Here is a 16,022-nt window from a genome sequence, read left to right as displayed (position 1 = left end):
AACTTAGCGGACCGTCCCGCACGGCTCAACCAGGGCCGCACGCGCATCCGTGTCCACGGTGGAGCACACCGTCGACGGGCGGTGCGTTCCACCTGCGGGGGAGGCACGGGACGGCGGGGGACGGGGTCCGCCCGGCCCGGGTGGCCGGCGACACCCGGGTGCGCGGCGCCCCGTCAGCCGTGTGCCTCCAGACGGCGCAGGAAGATCGTGGAGGGCACCGCGCGCGCCCCCGCCCGGCGTACCGCCGTCACGATCTCCTGGTCGGAGGTGACCACCGCGATCGGCCGCCCCGGCGGTTCGGCGCGCACCAGCCGCACGATCAGCTCGTCCGCGGTCTCCCCGGGCGCGCTGAACAGCAGCCGCACCCGGCGGGTCGGCGCCACCACCGGCGGCGTGTCCACGTCGGCGCCGTCGAAGACGCACGTGATCTCGGCCTTGGTGCGGCTGGCCAGCCCCTTCAGCGAGTTCATCAGCCGGGTGCGCTGGTCGGCCAGCGGGAGCGTCCCGTAGCCGGTCTTGGTGACGTTGTAGCCGTCCACCAGCAGGTGCACCCTCGGCACGGTCAGCAGGTGTTCCAGCAGGCCGGGGTCGTCGTCGGGCAGCCCGCCCAGGGAGACACGCCGCTGCTGCTCGGTCTCGGCCACCAGGTCGGCGGGGTCGTCCAGGGCCGCGGGCAGCGCCAGCTCCCGGCGCAGCCCGTGTGAGGCGTCCACCAGCACGTCCAGCAGGACGCGCAGCCGCGCCTCGTCGGCGTTGCGTCCGGCGCGCACCGCGCGGCGGGCGTTCTCCACCTGGGCCTCGGCGTTGGCCAGCCGCGACCGCAGCCGCCGGTTCTCCGACTCCAGGGTGCTGACCTGCCTGGCCGTCTCCGACTCGCGCTCGGTGGTGTCGGCCAGTGTGCGCGAGGCCCGCTCGGTGGCCTCCCGGGCCCGCTGGCGCTCGGTGTGCACCTTGCGCCGCAGCTCGGTGATCTCCGTGCGCTGCGCCCTGATCTGGGACCGCAGCCGTTCCAGCTCCGCCTGGTGTCCGTGCCGGGTCTCGTCCAGTTCGCGGCGGGCGGCGTCGAGCGCCTCGGCGGCCTCGTCCGCCTCCTTGGCGCTGGACTGGCGCTCCAGCTCCCGGTGGACGTCCTCGATGATGTCGGGCCACCCCTTGGGGCGCAGCAGGTAGGCGCATGCCGCCACCGCCACGGGGTCGGCGGCGGGGGGCACCACGCCCGAGCGCAGGCCCTCGGCCAGTTCGGGCCACACCTGCTCGACCCGTTCCGCGACCCGGTCGCGGAAGGCGCCGTCGGTCTCCAGCTGGGCGGCGATCTGGGGTCCGGCGAGTCTGGCCCTGCGCCGGGGCTCGAACCTGGCGACCCTGCGCAGCGGCGGCGGCAGGTCGCCGGCGCGCATGCCGCTGAGCACGTCGGAGCCGTACTCGACGACGCGGGCGCGCACCGGTCCGGGCAGGGGCCGGGCCAGTGCCTCCCCGCCGCGGTCGGTGTCCGTGGCGGGGGCGTCCTCGTCGTACGGGCCGTGGTCCTCGGAGTCGCCGCCCGCCTCCGGGCGGGCGCTCACGACCGACCCGTCGGGCTCTCCGCCGAGGAGCCGGTGGCGGACCGGTCGGCGTCGGGGCGGGCGATGGTCTCCACGCTGTCGGTGGCGCCGCACCAGCGGCACCTGACGTGCTCGACGATCTCGGAGAGCACGGTGTGCTCCTCGACCCGGCCGTCGCCGGCCAGGTCCAGGTGGACGTAGTCCTGCGAGCGGACCGTGCGGGTCACGTCGAACCGCGTGAGGTTGCCGCACCCGGTGCACCGCCACCGCTCACTGTCACCCGGCATCGCGATCCCCACGGTTCCTCCTCGTGCTCGTGCCTTCCGGCGGTGGCCCGCCGGACCAATGTCCCCACATCTTTCCATGTCGGGCAGGTCAGACCGTATCCCGCCAGGTTGTCCCAGCCGCCGACTACCCTGACCGGGTGGTACGACAAGCGGCGCCCGCCGGCGTCCAAACCAGCATCAGCGACCTCGGTACACCGCTGGCCGCGGCGACGTTCGTCGTGCTGGACCTGGAGACCACCGGCACCAGTGCCACCGGTTCCCGGATCACGGAGGTCGGCGCGGTCCGGTGGCGCGGCGGCGAGGTCGTCGGCGAGTTCTCCACCCTGGTCGACCCCGGTGTCCCCATCCCGGCCAACATCACCCTGCTGACGGGGATCAGCCAGTCGATGGTGGCCGGGGCCCCGCCCATGGAGGAGGTGCTGCCCCGCGTCCTGGCCTTCCTGGACGCCGAGCCCGGCACCGCGCTGGTGGCGCACAACGCCCCCTTCGACACCGGTTTCCTCAAGGCCGCGTGCGAGCGCCACGGGGTGGACTGGCCGGGCTACCCGGTCGTGGACACGCTGCGCCTGGCCCGGGCGGTGCTCTCGCGGGGGGAGACGCGCAACCACAGGCTCGCCACGCTCGCCGCCCACTTCGGGGCCTCGGTCACCCCCAGCCACCGGGCCCTGGACGACGCCCGCGCCACCGTGTGCGTCCTGCGGGGGCTGATCGAGCGCCTGCGCCCCATGGGGGTGTCCAGCCTGGAGGAGCTGCGGGCGGTCACCAAGCCGCCCACGAAGGCGCAGCGGGCCAAGCGCCACCTGGCCGACGGGCTGCCCGAGGAGCCGGGGGTGTACGTGTTCACCGACGCGCGCGGGGCCAGCCTCTACGTCGGCAAGAGCAAGAACCTGCGCCGCCGGGTGCGCACCTACTTCACCGCGGCCGAGAACCGTCGGCACATCCGGGAGATGGCGGGCGTGGTGGAGGGGGTCACCCCCATCGTGTGCTCCAGCGAGCTGGAGGCCTCCGTCCGCGAGCTGCGCATCATCGCCGAGCGCAAGCCGCCCTACAACCGGCGCTCGCGCAGCCCCGAGCGCGCCCGCTGGGTCAAGCTGACCACCGACGCCTATCCGCGCCTGTCCGTGGTGCGGGCGGTCGAGGACGACGGCGCGCCCTACATCGGCCCCTACAACTCGGCGGGGGAGGCCGAGCAGGCCGGGGAGGCGCTGTTGCAGGCGTTCCCGCTGCGCCAGTGCGCCCACACCTTCGTCCCGCTGGGGGAGGCGGCGCCCCGGGTCCTGTCGGCGGGCGGCGGGCGCTGGACGGGTGCGTGCGTGCTCTCCCAGCTCGGCCGGTGCGGCGCCCCCTGCGACGGCGGTGAGAGCCTGGCCGGGTACACCGTCCACGCCGAGGCCGCGCGCGCCGCCATGACCGGTGATCCGTCCGCCGTGGTGGAGGCGCACACCGCGCGTATCGCCGAGCTCGCGGCCGAGCTGCGCTACGAGGAGGCCGCGGGTGTGCGCGACCGTCTCACGGCGTTCCTGCGCGGTGCCCGGCGGGCCCAGCGCCTGGCCGCCATCGCCGCCGTCCCGCACCTGGTCGCCTCCCGCCGTACCGGTGGGGGCTGGGAGACGTGCGTGGTCCGGCACGGCCGGCTGGCCGCCAGCGCAGTGCTGCGTCCGGGCACCGACCCGGCGGCCTTCCTGGCCTCGCTGGTCGCCACCGCCGAGTACGTGCCCGCCGGGTACGGTCCCAGCCCCAACGCCGTCCCCGCCGAGACCGAGCTGGTCCTGGACTGGCTCGCCGATCCCGCCACCCGGCTGGTGGAGGTCGAGGGGGAGTGGACATGCCCGTTGCGTAGCGCCGAGGCGCACACCGGGATGACACACTGGGCCCATGGCCGCGCTTCCGCTCAATGACGACTACCCCGTCCGCCGAGCCCCCGTCGTCGCGTACGCGCTGATCGCGGCCAACGTCCTCGTCTACCTGATGTCGCCCCAGGCGGCGACCGCCGTGTGGTACCCGCCCGACGCCTTCGAGCGCTACTGCGCGATCCAGGACTACTTCATGTTCTGGGGCGCGGTCCCGGCCGAGATCCTCGGCCTCGTCGACCAGGTGCCGCACGCGGTGCCCGAGTGCGGCGGGTTCGGTGACAAGCCCGTGTGGTTCTCGGTGTTCGGCTCGATGTTCCTGCACGGCGGTCCGCTGCACCTGATCAGCAACCTGATGTACCTGTTCGTGTTCGGCCCCGTGGTGGAGGACCGCATCGGCAAGGTGCGGTTCCTCGCGCTGTACGTGCTCACCGGGGTCGCCGCCGCCTACGGCTTCGCCCTGACCGACGCCGACGGCACCATGCCCATGATCGGCGCCTCGGGGGCCATCTCGGGGGTGTTGGGCGCCTACCTCGTCGTGCAGTTCCGCAGCCGGGTGACCATGCTGGTGTTCGGGGTGATCCCGATGCGCCTGCCCGGGTGGGCCGTGGTGGGCAGCTACTTCGCGCTTCAGTATCTTCTCTACGTCACCACATCGAACGCCCCCGGCGCCGGCAGCGGGGTCGCCTACGCGGCGCACGTGTACGGGTTCATCGCCGGGGTGATCGCGGGACTGGTGGTGTACCGGCTGCGATGGCGCTCCGGGACGCGGCTCTCAGACGTCTACTAGGGCGTGTGCCACGGACGTGCCCCGGCGCCCCTCGCACGGCCGGCGCGCCGTCCCGCACCGAAACCGCCCTGGAGGCACAGTGATCACCGCGATCGTCATGATCAAGGCCGACGTCCACCGCATCCCCGAGGTCGCCGAGGCGATCGCGGAGATCGACGGGGTGAGCGAGGTCTACTCGGTCACCGGCGGAGTCGACCTCATCGCCGTGGTGCGGGTGCGCCGGCACGAGGACCTGGCCGAGGTGATCCCCGGGCGGGTGAACAAGGTTCCCGGCGTGCTCTCCTCCGACACCCACATCTCCTTCCAGACCTACTCCAAGCACGACCTGGAGTCGGCCTTCGCGCTGGGCTGGTAGCCGGCGCCGCGCCCCGCGCGGGCCCGGAAGGGGCCCGGGGCGCCCTCACGGCGTCCTCGGGGGCGCGGCCGCCGGCCGCGCCCCCGAGGTGCCCTCCGTGGGGCCCGCGGGCGCTCAGAGCGTCTTGGCGTGCTCCTGGCTGATGCGCACCCAGTGCTCCAGCGTGCGCTCGGCGGCGCCGCCGTCCACGGCGGCGGCGGCCCGCTCGTACCCGGCGCGCACCGCGTCCAGGAGCGGGCCCCGCACCCCGTCCACGGCCGCCAGCGCGGCGCCCGCGTTGAGCAGCACCGCGTCGCGCACCGGGCCGGGGCGGCCCGCCACCAGGTCGCGGACGGCCTGGGCGTTGAACTCCACGTCGCCGCCGCGCAGGTCCTCGGGCCGGGACCGGGCGATGCCCAGGTCGGCCGGGTCGAGTGCCTCGCGCCGGGCCGTGCCGTCGCGCACCACCCACACCGTGGAGGTGGTCGTGGTGGTCAGCTCGTCCAGTCCGTCGTCACCGCGAAAGACCAGCGCCGAGGAGCCGCGGCGGGCGAAGACCCCGGCGATCACCTCGCACATGCGCTCGTCGAACACCCCGATCGCCGAGGTCGAGGGCTGTGCCGGGTTGGTCAGCGGGCCCAGGAAGTTGAACACCGTGGGCACGGCCAGTTCGCGGCGCGTCTTGGAGGCGTAGCGGAACGAGGGGTGAAAGTGCGGGGCGAAGCAGAAGGTGATGCCCGCCTCCTCCGCCACCCGCACGGTCAGCTCGGGGGGCAGGTCCAGGACCACGCCCAGGCGCTCCAGTACGTCGGCGGTGCCGCAGGAGGAGGACGCGGCGCGGTTGCCGTGCTTGACCACGCGCGCGCCCGCGGCCGCGGCCACGACGGCGGCCATCGTCGAGACGTTCACGGTGTGCGCGCGGTCGCCGCCGGTCCCGACGATGTCCAGGGTGGGGCCGGGGACGCTGATCCGGACGGCGTTGGCCAGCATCCCCCGGGCCAGGCCGGTCACCTCGGACACGTCCTCGCCCTTGGCGCGCAGCGCGACGACGAAGCCGGCGATCTGCACGTCGGTGGCCGCGTCGGACATGATCTCGTTCATCGCCCACTCGGTGTCGGCGGAGCTGAGGGTCCGGCCCTCCAGCAGGGCGGTGATCAGGTTGGACCAGGTCCGCTCGGTCACTGCGGACCCCTCGTCGGGCCCGGCGGCCCGGGGACGGTCGGGGGAGGTTGCGGCGGGGACGTTCATCGTTGTTGCTCCACGGTGAGGAAACGGGCACAGGGGCCCCGGGCGCCGGCGCGTCGCGCGAGGGGCTGGGTGCGCGGCGCTTTCCGTCGAGGGTGGTGTCCCGGCCTTCGCGCGGCGGCCCTCACGGGCGGCGGCGGTGGCGGGCGGGCCGCCCTCAGGCGCCCGGGAAGGGAATCGGGGCGTGGCCGCGCCATCGCCCGGTGTCGGCGCCGTGGTGCAGGGCGGCGCCCACCACGCCGCGGCGGCGCAGTTCCCTCTCACCGTTCTCGGCCGTTCCCAGGCCGTGTCCCATTCCGGTCATCCGCTCAGGGCCGCGGCCCGCTGGCGCATCAGCTCGGCCAGGGACTCGGCGAGCGTGACGGGGTCGATCGGGTGGCTGACGACCTGCTCGGCCCGCGACCAGGTGGCCAGCCAGCCGTCGTCGCGCCGTCCCACCAGCAGCAGCACCGGCGGGCAGCGGTAGACCTCGTCCTTGACCTGGCGGCACAGGCCCATCCCGCCCACGGGGGAGGCCTCGCCGTCGAAGATCGCCACGTCGATGCGCGCGGCCGGGTCGGTGTCCTCCAGCCTGCGCAGGACGACGGGCGAGGTCGCGCACTCGACGAACTCCACCTTGGGGACGTCCGCGGCCGGGCGGCGGCCGATCGCCAGCCGCACCTGCTCACGGGTGTCGGCGTTGTCGCTGTAGACCAGCACGCGCATCCTGGCACCCGTGTCCGTACCGCTGACCACCATCGCGCAACCGTCCCATCGCGTCTGACCAAGGCCGCCGCCATGGGGGGTGCGGCCGAGGCGTTCGTTGGCTGTATGCCTCTGACTGTATTGCCTCGCGGCCCCGCTGCCCAGAAGGGGCGCGGGGCCCGTGCCGGATGCTGAGACCTTCGACACCACAGGATGCCAGCACGTCCGGGCGGTGCGTTAACCCGCTCCCGAGCCCGCGTTACACAATGGTGATGCTTTCGATGCCCGGGCGTTGGCCGGGGTGGGTTGGAGTGTCATCTGCGGGGGTACGAAACGCCTCAGCCGCCCAGGATCGCGATTTTCGGTCCCCGCGGGCGCGTCGTGCGACCGCGAGAGAGGGCCGAGCCGCTACAGTAACGTCCCAGTCACGGTGAACAGCCCCTTCGGGGGCTCTGGAGCGCCTCGCGTCGCCGCCGATCCGTCGCGTTACGGGGGGTCGGGTACGGGCCTGCGCGAGATGCCGTAATAATGCTCCCGTGGCGACAGCAACCGCGAACCCAAATACAGCACCGACACCAGCACATGGTGCGGCAAAGCGTCCTGACCTGGTGAGTGTTGGCACCATCGTGTGGTTGGCCAACGAACTCATGTTCTTCGCCGCGCTGTTCGCGATGTACTTCACCATCCGATCGGTGACGAACGGAAACCCCGAACTGGGGGAATGGCCGGCAACCCACCTCAACGTCCCGTGGGCGTCGGCCATCACGCTCGTCCTGGTGGCCTCCAGCTTCACCGCGCAGGCCGGCGTCTGGGCCGCCGAGCGCGGTGACGTCAAGAAGCTGCGCATGTGGTTCTTCATCACGTTCTTCATGGGCCTGTTCTTCGTTCTCGGACAGGCGTATGAGTACTACGAGCTCATCCTCCACGAGGGCCTGACTCTGCAGTCGAGCGCTTACGGGTCGATGTTCTACCTGACCACGGGCTTCCACGGACTCCACGTCATCGGTGGGTTGGTCGCGTTCCTCATCATGCTGGGACGCACGTACGCCGCGAAGCGCTTCACCCACCAGCAGGCGACCAGCGCGATCGTCGTGTCCTACTACTGGCACTTCGTCGACGTGGTCTGGATCGCTTTGTTCTGCACCATCTACTTCATCCAGTAACCCGAAACGGGGAAACCGTGAAATGGATCACCGCGCGGCGACGGCATCCCCTGGCGGGGTATGTCGTCGTCATCCTCGCGCTAGCCCTGTTCGGGGTGGGGTACGCCGCCCTGGCGCCCACCTCCGACCAGGCCCAGGCGCAGACCCTCGCCGTTGACGCCCCGTCACCCGACGACGTGAACGTCCTCGAGGGCAAGCAAGTCTTCGACCAGACGTGCGCGACCTGCCACAACTACGACGGCAGCGGTACCGAGCAGGGGCCCGACATCCGGGGGGTCGGCCCCGCGGCCGTCAACTTCCAGGTCAGCACGGGGCGCATGCCGTCCATGGACCCGGACAGCCAGATGCCGCGCAAGCCGATGGCCATCTCCGAGGAGGCCCTGCAGAACCTGATCGCCTACTACAACGCGGAGATCAGGACCGACGACCTGGGCCCCGACATCCCCTACGACGTTCCCGGCGAGGCGCCCCAGCGCGACCGGTTCGAGAGCGAGGAGGCCTACGAGGCGGCGGTCGAGGAGTACCAGACCGAGTACGAGGCCTACGTCCAGGGCGCCGAGGACACGGACATGGGCATGCGGCTCTACCTGACCAACTGTGCGCACTGCCACGGCTGGTCGGGCGGCGGCGGCGCCCTCACCGACGGCCGCTGGGCCCCCGAGATCCACGACGCGTCCCCGCGCCAGATCTACGAGGCCATGGTCAGCGGCCCCGGCGCCATGCCGATGTTCAGCGACGGCGTCATCGAGCCCCAGGAGAAGCAGGAACTCATCTCCTACGTGAAGACCCTCCAGTCCGAACCGGACGCGGGCGGCATCTTCGCCCTGGAGAGGGTCGGCCAGGTGGCCGAGGGCCTCATCGCATGGGTCGTCGGCCTTGCCCTGATCGTTGCCTGTGCGATCTGGATCACCGCGAAGCAGCGAGCCCATGACTGAGAACAACACCAACGACAACAACGAGGCCGGGGGCCCCGCGCCCGAGCGCGTGGTCGGCACTCCCAAGGCCGGAGAACGCGTGGTGTCCGAAGCGGGGACCTCGGCGGCCCCGGAGAGCGGCCACGAGGGCCCGTACAAGGCCTCCGAGACGCACGGGCGGCCCGAGGAGACGCAGCGGCGGGGCGAGAAGCTCGCCTCGCTGTGGTTCGTCCTGGCCTTCCTGGGCGGTATCGGCTTCCTGGCCTCCTACTTCGTGTTCGGACCTGAGGCGATCGCCGAGCCGCAGATCGCCCAGTACTCGAACATGCTGCTGGGTGGCACGCTCACCCTCTCCCTGTTCGGTATCGGCGCGGGCATGACCGTCTGGGCCCGCCAGGTGATGCCCCACTACGAGGTGGCCTCGCCCTATGACGAGCTGCCCTCCAGCGAGCAGGAGAAGGGCTCCTTCGGCGCGTTCTTCATGAGGGGCGCCGACGAGAGCGGCTTCACCAAGCGCCCGCTGATGCGGCGCACGCTCATCCTGGCGATGCTGCCGCTGGGCCTGGCGCCGATCGTGCTGCTGCGCGACACCGGCCCGCTTCCCGGCAACAAGCTCAAGAACACCGTGTGGGAGCCCGGTCTGCGCATGTACGTGGAGGGCACCCACCGTGCCGTCCGCGCCGAGGACTTCGAGAACGATCCCAACGCGATGATCTCGGCCCTGCCGGCGATCGACGACGAGCACCACCCGCACGGGATCAGCCTCGACGAGATGGCCAAGTCCGTGATCCTCCTGATCAAGATCCCGGAGGGCGACTGGGAGGAGCGGATGAAGGAGGAGGTCGAGGGTACCGACGGTGTGACGCGCCTGAACTGGACGCACAACGGCATCATCGCCTACTCCAAGATCTGCACCCACGTGGGCTGCCCCGCGGCCCTGTACGAGAGCACGACGCACCGCATCCTGTGCCCGTGCCACCAGTCGACGTTCGACGCCGCGAACGCCGCAGAAGTCGTCTTCGGCCCGGCGCACCGCCCGTTGCCGCAACTGCCGATCAGCGTTGACGATGAGGGCTACCTCATCGCGACCGGCGACTTCACGGCGCCGCCCGGTCCGACGTTCTGGGATTACGCGAAGGACTAGTCGATGAGTAAGACCACGCAAGCACCCAAGGCGCTTCGCGGCGTCGGCAACTTCATCGACGACCGCTTCCACCTGGCCAAGACCGGCGAGAAGAACCTGCGCAAGGTCTTCCCGAACCACTGGTCGTTCATGCTGGGTGAGATCGCGCTGTACTCGTTCATCATCCTGCTGATCACAGGTGTCTTCCTCACGCTCTGGTTCAAGCCGAGCATGGGGGAGATCATCTACGACGGCTCCTACGACCGCCTCCGTGGCGTTCCCATGTCGGAGGCCTACGCCTCCACGCTCTACATCACCTTCGAGGTGCGCGGCGGGCTCCTGGTCCGCCAGATCCACCACTGGGCCGCGCTGATCTTCGTGGCCTCCCTGGTGGTGCACGCGCTCCGCGTGTTCTTCACCGGCGCGTTCCGCAAGCCGCGCGAGATCAACTGGCTGATCGGCGTCGCGATCTTCGTCCTGGCCATGCTCGAGGGCCTCTTCGGCTACTCGCTGCCCGACGACCTGCCCTCGGGCATGGGCGTGCGGATCCTCCAGGGCGTGATGATGGCGCTGCCGCTGATCGGCCCGTACATCTCGATGTTCCTCTTCGGCGGGGAGTTCCCCGGCGAGGACATCATCACGCGGCTGTACATGCTGCACGTGCTGGCGATCCCGGCCCTGCTGCTGGGCCTGATCGTGGCGCACTTCATGATCCTGTGGCACCAGAAGCACACCCAGTACCCCGGCAGGGGGCGTACGGACAAGACCGTGGTCGGAACACCCATGTTCCCGGCGTTCGCGGTCAAGGCCGGCGGGTTCTTCTTCTTCACGTTCGCCGTGATCGCGGTCCTGAGCGCGTTCGTCCAGATCAACCCGATCCACCTGTTCGGGCCCTTCACCCCGACGTCCATCACCTCCGGGCTCCAGCCCGACTGGTACATGGGCTTCATGGAGGGGTCGCTGCGCATCTTCCCGAACTGGTTCGACATCGCGCCCTTCGGATACGCGATCCCGACGGCCGTGCTGGTGCCGGGCCTGGTCGTTCCGGGCCTGGTCTTCGGTGGTATGGCCGCCTGGCCGTTCATCGAGCAGTGGATCACCGGTGACAAGCGTGCGCACAACGTCGCCGACCGTCCGCGCAACGCGCCGGTGCGCACCGGCGTGGGCGCCGCGGGCGTCACCTTCTACGGTGTGCTCTGGCTGGCCGGGTCCAACGACATCCTGTCGGAGACCTTCTCGGTCGAGCTGTACGTGACCACGTACATCTTCCGTGTGCTGGCCATCGTGGGACCGGTCCTGGCCTTCGTCATCGCCAAGCGCATCTGCCTGGGCCTGCAGCGCCGTGACCGGGAGACCCTGGAGCACGGCTACGAGAGCGGGACCATCCAGCAGCTGCCCAGCGGTGAGTTCATCGAGGTGCACAAGCACAACTCCGAGGAGACGGTCCACGTCCTGGAGAGCAAGCCGACCATCGCCTCGACGGCGCTGGCCGACGACGCCGACGTCGACGACAAGGGTGTGGAGAACCCCAAGGCCCGCAAGGGCACCGGGAAGCTCCGTCGTGCCCTGGCTCACTGGTACACCAAGGACAACGTGCCCATCGACGGTGTGGAGGCGCACAGCGGCCACCACCTGCACCACTCCGCTCCGGAGGGTGAGAAGGAGGCCGCCCACTAGGGCGTTCACCACGTCATCGACGGACCCGGCCGCGAGTGCGGCCGGGTCCGTCGTGTTGCGGGCCTTCGCGCGGCCTCTGGCCGCCCTCTGCCCGGCGCCGGCCGGCGTGGTGTGCCGTCGGCGGGAGGGCCTTCGCGCGAGCTCTGTCCGGCCTCCGTGCGGGCGTGGGGCCGCCCGTGGCGGCGCGTGCGGGCGTGGGGCCCCGTCCGGCGGCCGCACGTACGGGTCTGGTGTGCTGGCGGCCGCTGGAGGGAGGGAGGGAGGGAGGGAGGGAGGGAGGGAGGGTGGAGGGGAGGGGCGCGGGTTCCCACCCCTTCCACGGGGAACCGTCCCGTGGAGGCACCGGTCCGGCGGTGACACCGCACGCCCGCCCGGTCGGCCCGCGGCCCCGCCGCGCGGAGGCGCCGTGAGACGGCGGGAGCCGGCCACCCCCGAGGGGACGGCCGGCTCCGGCGCGGCGGTGCTACGGGGCTCAGCCCGCGTAGATGTCGTCGATCTCCTTGCTCCACTGCTTGCTGACCACGTGGCGCTTGACCTTCAGGGAGGCGGTCATCTCGCCGCTCTCCTCGCTGAAGTCGTTGGGCAGGATCTTGAACTTCTTGATGCCCTCGGCCTTGGACACCGCCTTGTTGGCGTTGTCCACGGCCTCCTGGACGGCGGCGTTCAGGTCCGGGTCCTCGGTCAGGTCGGCGACCTCACCGGTCTTGTTGTTGGCCTCCCGCCACTGCGCGAACGACTCGGGGTCGATCGTGACCAGCGCGGCGATGAACTTGCGGTTGTCGCCGACCACCATGCACTGGCTGACCAGGGCGTGGGCGCGGATGCGGTCCTCCAGCACGGCCGGGGCGACGTTCTTGCCGCCCGCGGTCACGATGATCTCCTTCTTGCGGCCGGTGACGCTCAGGAAGCCGTCCTCGTCCAGTGAGCCCAGGTCGCCGGTGCGGTAGAAGCCGTCCTCAGTGAAGGCCTCCTTGGTGGCCTTCTCGTTCTTCCAGTAGCCGACCATGATGTGGTCGCCCTTGAGGAGGATCTCGCCGTCGTCGGCGATCTTCACGGTGGTGCCGGGAAGCGGCTGGCCCACGGTGCCGATCTTGTTGAACTCGGGGCTGTTCACGGAGGTGGGAGCGGTGGTCTCGGTGAGACCGTAGCCCTCGATGATGGTGAAGCCGATGCCGCGGAAGAAGTGGCCGAGGCGGGCGCCCAGCGCGGAGCCGCCGGAGACGGCGTAGTCGGCGTTGCCGCCCAGCGCCGCGAGCAGCTTGCCGTAGACCAGCTTGCCGAACAGCGCGTGCCTGAGCTTGAGCCCGAGGGGGATGCGGCCGGTGGCGAGCGCCTTGCTGTAGGCGATGGCGGTCTCGGCGGCGGCGTTGAAGATCTTGCCCTTGCCCTCGGCCGAGGCCTTCTGCTCGGCCTTGGTGTAGACCTTCTCGAACACGCGGGGGACCGCGAGGAGGAAGGTCGGGCGAAAGACCGAGAACTGCTCGATCAGGTCCGGGCCGGTGGAGGGGAAGTGGCCGAGGGTGGCCCTGGCCTCGATGACCATGACCTGTACGAAGCGGGCGAAGACGTGGGCCAGCGGCAGGAACAGCAGGGTGGAGGGGTTCTCCCTGCCGAGCATGACCTGTTTGGCGGGGCCGTTGAGCGCGTTGCGGGAGATGAACAGGAAGTTGCGGTGGGTGAGCTCGCACCCCTTGGGGCGGCCGGTGGTGCCCGAGGTGTAGATGAGGGTGGCGATGTCGTCGACCTTGACCGCGGTGCGGCGCTTGTCCAGCGTCTCGTCGCTGACGTCGGCGCCCGCGGAGCGCAGCTCGGCGTACTCGGGGCCGTCGAACCTCCAGACCGGGCCGAGCTCGGGGGTCCTCTCGCGGACCGACTCCATGCGCTGGGCGTGGTCCTCGCTCTCCACGAAGGCGGCCTTGGCGCCGGAGTCGGACAGGATCCACTCGACCTGCTCGGCGGAGGAGGTCTCGTAGATCGGAACGGTCACACCGCCGACGGACCAGATGGCGTAGTCGACGACGGTCCACTCGTAGCGGGTGCGGGACATCAGGGCGACGCGGTCACCGTGCTCGATGCCGGCGTCGAGCAGGGCCTTGGCGTACGCGGCGATGTCGCCGTGCAGCTCAGCCACGGTGACGTCGCGCCACTGGCCGGACTCCTGCCGACGGGCGGCGACGGCGTTGGGCTCGCTGGCCGCGCGCTCGTAGAGCGTGTCGGTCAGTCGCGCGTCATCGGAGATCTCAGCCTTCGCGGGAGAGCTGTATTCGCGCACGTGGTGCTCCTGGACATGTACGGGGTTCTGGTGATGGGGACGTGACGACCGTAACAACAGGACCTACTCGTGAGTAGAAAGTGTTGCCGTTCGGTATCCAAAGGTAATCCTGACGAAGGTGTGGCGCGAGGTGAACGCGCTGTTCACAGCGGCGCTCCCTCTGCGCCGGGCACTCCGGCTCCCGTCCCCGGGGCAGGGTGTGTACGCGGTGCCAGGCCCGTTCGCGGGTGTGTGAGGCCGCGCGGGCCGTCCGGGAGCGCGCAGGTCAGAGCAGTGATCCCGGTTACTCCTCGTACGCACGCGAGACTATACGCCTGGCGTGACTTTTGTGCACATTAATAGAGTTATGCGTCCTTTGTAACGTTTCCGAACTCCGGGAGGTTCCAGGGTCGGCCGCCTCCTCGCGTGCCCGGGTTCGGGGCCCCCGTGTGCCCACCCTGGTTCCTCCCTGATCCTGCGACGAGAAGCCCCCGGACGCCCGGGGCGCCGGTTACCGTGAAGCAGAACGCGGCGCGAAGGAGGAACCTGACATGGCGGAGAACGCTGATCGCAACGGTGGTTCGGGCGAGGGCGGGGGCGTGAACCCCGACATCGTCGACGACGCGCTGAAGCTGGTCGACAGCCTCCAGCGCAGGCTGCTGGCGGCCGGGGTCCGGCGCGGGGTCAGCGCCGTCACCTCGCCGCCCCCGAGCAAGGGGGACGTGTGGGAGGAGGCCATCCGCATGGAGTCGGACCAGCAGCGCCCCGCGCTGGAGGAGGTCCTCGACATCGTGCGCACGTCCGCCCCCGAGGTCGCCGGTCACCTGGGCCGGGCGGGACTGGCCATGGTCGGAGCCCTGGGCCGCACCTGGGACGTGGTCGAGCGCTCCCTGGAGCAGACCCGCGCCGACGCCGCCGACCAGCGGCGCTCCGGGGAAGATCCGGGGCCGGGCCGCGACGGGGGCACGGCGGGCGGTACCGAACGCCGGGTCACGGCAAGGGAGTAGGCGCCGGGGAGCGGGTCCGAAGCCGGGGGTGTCCCGGGTGCCCGGGGCCTGGTTTAATCGAGGGGCCTCGCGCATATGGAAACCCTCTGCCATGAACCTTGAGACTTATGTCAGAGTTCGGGCGTAAGTACGAAGGAGCTGCCCCCATGCTGACCATCGGCGTAGACATCGGCGGTACCAAGATCGCCGCCGGAGTCGTCGACCCCGCCGGGCAGATCCTGGACAAGGTCAAGTACCCCACGCCCAGCGACGACCCCGCCGCGCTGGCCGAGGTCGTGGCCAAGGCCGTCGACGAGCTGCGCGCGAGGCGGGGCGCCGTCGAGGCGGTCGGCGTGGGGGTGGCCGGGTTCGTGGACGAGGACCGCGCCACCGTGCAGGTCGCCGTCAACCTCGGGCTGCGCGAGGAGCCGCTCAGGGACCGTGTGCGGGAGCGTGTCGGCCTGCCCGTCGTCATCGAGAACGACGCCAACGCCGCCGCCTGGGCCGAGGCCAGGTTCGGGGCCGGACGCGGCAGCGACCACATCGTCTGCGTCACCCTGGGCACCGGCATCGGCGGCGGCCTGGTCATCGGCGGCACCCTGCACCGGGGCCGCTACGGCGTGGCCGCGGAGATCGGCCACTACCGGATGGTCCCCAACGGGCGCCGCTGCGCCTGCGGCAACCACGGCTGCTGGGAGCAGTACGCCAGCGGCCGCGCCCTGGTCGCCGAGGGCCAGGACCGGGCACGCACCGACCCACGGGCCGCCGAGCGCATGCTCAAGCTCGCCGACGGCGTCGTCGAGCAGGTCCAGGGCCACGTCATCACCCAGGCCGCGCTGGAGGGGGATCCGGCGGCCCTGGAGTGCTTCGCCGCCGTGGGCGAGTGGGCCGGGCTCGGCCTGGCCGACCTGGCCGCCATCCTCGACCCCGAGTGCTTCGTCCTGGGCGGCGGGGTCTCCGACGCCGGGGCCATCATCCTGGAACCGGTGCGCGCCTCCTTCGCGCGCCACGTCCCGGGCCGCCCCAACCGCCGCCTGGCCGACGTGCGCCTGGCCGAACTCGGCGGCGAGGCGGGCATCGTCGGCGCGGGAGACCTCGCCCGGCACTGACCGGCCCCGGCCCGGGCGGCCCCGCGCACACGTGGCCCCCGCGACCTCCACCGTGTGGACGCCGCGGG

At 71.3% G+C, this 16,022-nt stretch carries 15 protein-coding genes; 9 read left to right on the top strand and 6 right to left on the bottom strand.

Annotated elements, in window-relative coordinates; genetic code table 11:
* Window positions 1–173: 173 nt before the first annotated feature.
* Together NOSIN_RS13790 and NOSIN_RS13785 are read right to left on the bottom strand one after the other, a co-directional pair.
* Window positions 174–1,562 (bottom strand): NYN domain-containing protein, encoded by a 1,389-nt coding sequence (locus NOSIN_RS13790; RefSeq protein WP_077691131.1) that lies wholly within the window; start codon window positions 1,560–1,562, stop codon window positions 174–176.
* Window positions 1,559–1,840: a hypothetical protein gene (locus NOSIN_RS13785; protein ID WP_077691130.1), complete on the bottom strand. Its 282-nt coding sequence runs from the start codon at window positions 1,838–1,840 to the stop codon at window positions 1,559–1,561. Before NOSIN_RS13785 ends, NOSIN_RS13790 begins: the two co-directional genes overlap by 4 nt.
* A gap of 125 nt (window positions 1,841–1,965) precedes the next feature.
* On the opposite strand from NOSIN_RS13785, the gene NOSIN_RS13780 reads away from it, so the two are divergent.
* The 3 genes from NOSIN_RS13780 to NOSIN_RS13770 all read left to right on the top strand — a co-directional run bounded on the left by NOSIN_RS13780 (window position 1,966) and on the right by NOSIN_RS13770 (window position 4,823).
* Window positions 1,966–3,726, top strand: coding sequence for a DEDD exonuclease domain-containing protein (locus tag NOSIN_RS13780; protein ID WP_077691129.1), 1,761 nt, complete (start codon window positions 1,966–1,968; stop codon window positions 3,724–3,726).
* On the top strand, window positions 3,704–4,468 hold the full coding sequence (locus NOSIN_RS13775) for a rhomboid family intramembrane serine protease (protein WP_077691128.1): 765 nt from the start codon (window positions 3,704–3,706) through the stop codon (window positions 4,466–4,468). The genes NOSIN_RS13780 and NOSIN_RS13775 overlap by 23 nt, the downstream gene beginning before the upstream one ends.
* A 79-nt stretch (window positions 4,469–4,547) precedes the next feature.
* Window positions 4,548–4,823, top strand: a complete 276-nt coding sequence (locus tag NOSIN_RS13770) for an Lrp/AsnC family transcriptional regulator (RefSeq protein ID WP_077691127.1) — start codon at window positions 4,548–4,550, stop codon at window positions 4,821–4,823.
* Window positions 4,824–4,937: 114 nt separating this feature from the next.
* On the opposite strand, the gene trpD is transcribed toward NOSIN_RS13770, so the two are convergent.
* The 3 genes from trpD to NOSIN_RS13760 form a co-directional block, all read right to left on the bottom strand.
* Entirely contained in the window at window positions 4,938–6,050 is a 1,113-nt protein-coding gene (gene trpD / locus NOSIN_RS13765; RefSeq protein ID WP_077691126.1) for an anthranilate phosphoribosyltransferase, read from the bottom strand.
* A 154-nt stretch (window positions 6,051–6,204) separates the two neighbouring features.
* Complete coding sequence (locus tag NOSIN_RS27230; RefSeq protein WP_170293689.1) at window positions 6,205–6,351, bottom strand: hypothetical protein; 147 nt, start codon at window positions 6,349–6,351, stop codon at window positions 6,205–6,207.
* A complete protein-coding gene (locus NOSIN_RS13760; protein WP_077691125.1) occupies window positions 6,348–6,785 on the bottom strand; it encodes a response regulator transcription factor in 438 nt (145 codons plus the stop codon). Before NOSIN_RS13760 ends, NOSIN_RS27230 begins: the two co-directional genes overlap by 4 nt.
* A gap of 482 nt (window positions 6,786–7,267) precedes the next feature.
* Here NOSIN_RS13760 and ctaE point away from each other — a divergent pair, with 482 nt between their 5' ends.
* Genes ctaE through qcrB form a run of 4 tightly spaced genes read left to right on the top strand, consistent with a single transcriptional unit; the run spans window position 7,268 to window position 11,608 of the window.
* Entirely contained in the window at window positions 7,268–7,894 is a 627-nt protein-coding gene (ctaE, locus tag NOSIN_RS13755) for an aa3-type cytochrome oxidase subunit III (protein WP_170293691.1), read from the top strand.
* A 17-nt stretch (window positions 7,895–7,911) separates the two neighbouring features.
* Window positions 7,912–8,829, top strand: coding sequence for a cytochrome bc1 complex diheme cytochrome c subunit (gene qcrC, locus NOSIN_RS13750; RefSeq protein ID WP_077691123.1), 918 nt, complete (start codon window positions 7,912–7,914; stop codon window positions 8,827–8,829).
* Window positions 8,822–9,952, top strand: coding sequence for a cytochrome bc1 complex Rieske iron-sulfur subunit (gene qcrA / locus NOSIN_RS13745; RefSeq protein ID WP_077691122.1), 1,131 nt, complete (start codon window positions 8,822–8,824; stop codon window positions 9,950–9,952). Before qcrC ends, qcrA begins: the two co-directional genes overlap by 8 nt.
* A 3-nt stretch (window positions 9,953–9,955) precedes the next feature.
* Complete coding sequence (qcrB, locus tag NOSIN_RS13740; protein WP_077691121.1) at window positions 9,956–11,608, top strand: cytochrome bc1 complex cytochrome b subunit; 1,653 nt, start codon at window positions 9,956–9,958, stop codon at window positions 11,606–11,608.
* Between the two features lie 472 nt (window positions 11,609–12,080).
* Here qcrB and NOSIN_RS13730 read toward each other — a convergent pair whose 3' ends face one another.
* Window positions 12,081–13,880, bottom strand: coding sequence for an AMP-dependent synthetase/ligase (locus NOSIN_RS13730; protein ID WP_077691119.1), 1,800 nt, complete (start codon window positions 13,878–13,880; stop codon window positions 12,081–12,083).
* A 530-nt stretch (window positions 13,881–14,410) separates the two neighbouring features.
* On the opposite strand from NOSIN_RS13730, the gene NOSIN_RS13725 reads away from it, so the two are divergent.
* Entirely contained in the window at window positions 14,411–14,866 is a 456-nt protein-coding gene (locus NOSIN_RS13725) for a hypothetical protein (protein ID WP_077691118.1), read from the top strand.
* A 146-nt stretch (window positions 14,867–15,012) separates the two neighbouring features.
* Complete coding sequence (locus tag NOSIN_RS13720; RefSeq protein ID WP_077691117.1) at window positions 15,013–15,954, top strand: ROK family glucokinase; 942 nt, start codon at window positions 15,013–15,015, stop codon at window positions 15,952–15,954.
* Window positions 15,955–16,022: the final 68 nt, after the last annotated feature.

It is taken from the genome of Nocardiopsis sinuspersici (assembly GCF_001998325.1).
Classification (GTDB): Bacteria; Actinomycetota; Actinomycetes; order Streptosporangiales; family Streptosporangiaceae; genus Nocardiopsis; species Nocardiopsis sinuspersici.
The sequence above is the reverse complement of the archived record's forward strand: the minus strand, read 5'-3'. Positions and strand labels throughout refer to the sequence as shown.

Coding starts and splice junctions, on each gene's coding strand:
- NOSIN_RS13775 (WP_077691128.1), top strand. CDS start 3,704: ATGGCCGCGCTTCCGCTCAATGACGACTACCCCGTCCGCCGAGCCCCC.
- trpD (WP_077691126.1), bottom strand. CDS start 6,050: ATGAACGTCCCCGCCGCAACCTCCCCCGACCGTCCCCGGGCCGCCGGG.
- NOSIN_RS27230 (WP_170293689.1), bottom strand. CDS start 6,351: ATGACCGGAATGGGACACGGCCTGGGAACGGCCGAGAACGGTGAGAGG.
- NOSIN_RS13760 (WP_077691125.1), bottom strand. CDS start 6,785: ATGGTGGTCAGCGGTACGGACACGGGTGCCAGGATGCGCGTGCTGGTC.
- qcrA (WP_077691122.1), top strand. CDS start 8,822: ATGACTGAGAACAACACCAACGACAACAACGAGGCCGGGGGCCCCGCG.
- qcrB (WP_077691121.1), top strand. CDS start 9,956: ATGAGTAAGACCACGCAAGCACCCAAGGCGCTTCGCGGCGTCGGCAAC.
- NOSIN_RS13725 (WP_077691118.1), top strand. CDS start 14,411: ATGGCGGAGAACGCTGATCGCAACGGTGGTTCGGGCGAGGGCGGGGGC.
- NOSIN_RS13720 (WP_077691117.1), top strand. CDS start 15,013: ATGCTGACCATCGGCGTAGACATCGGCGGTACCAAGATCGCCGCCGGA.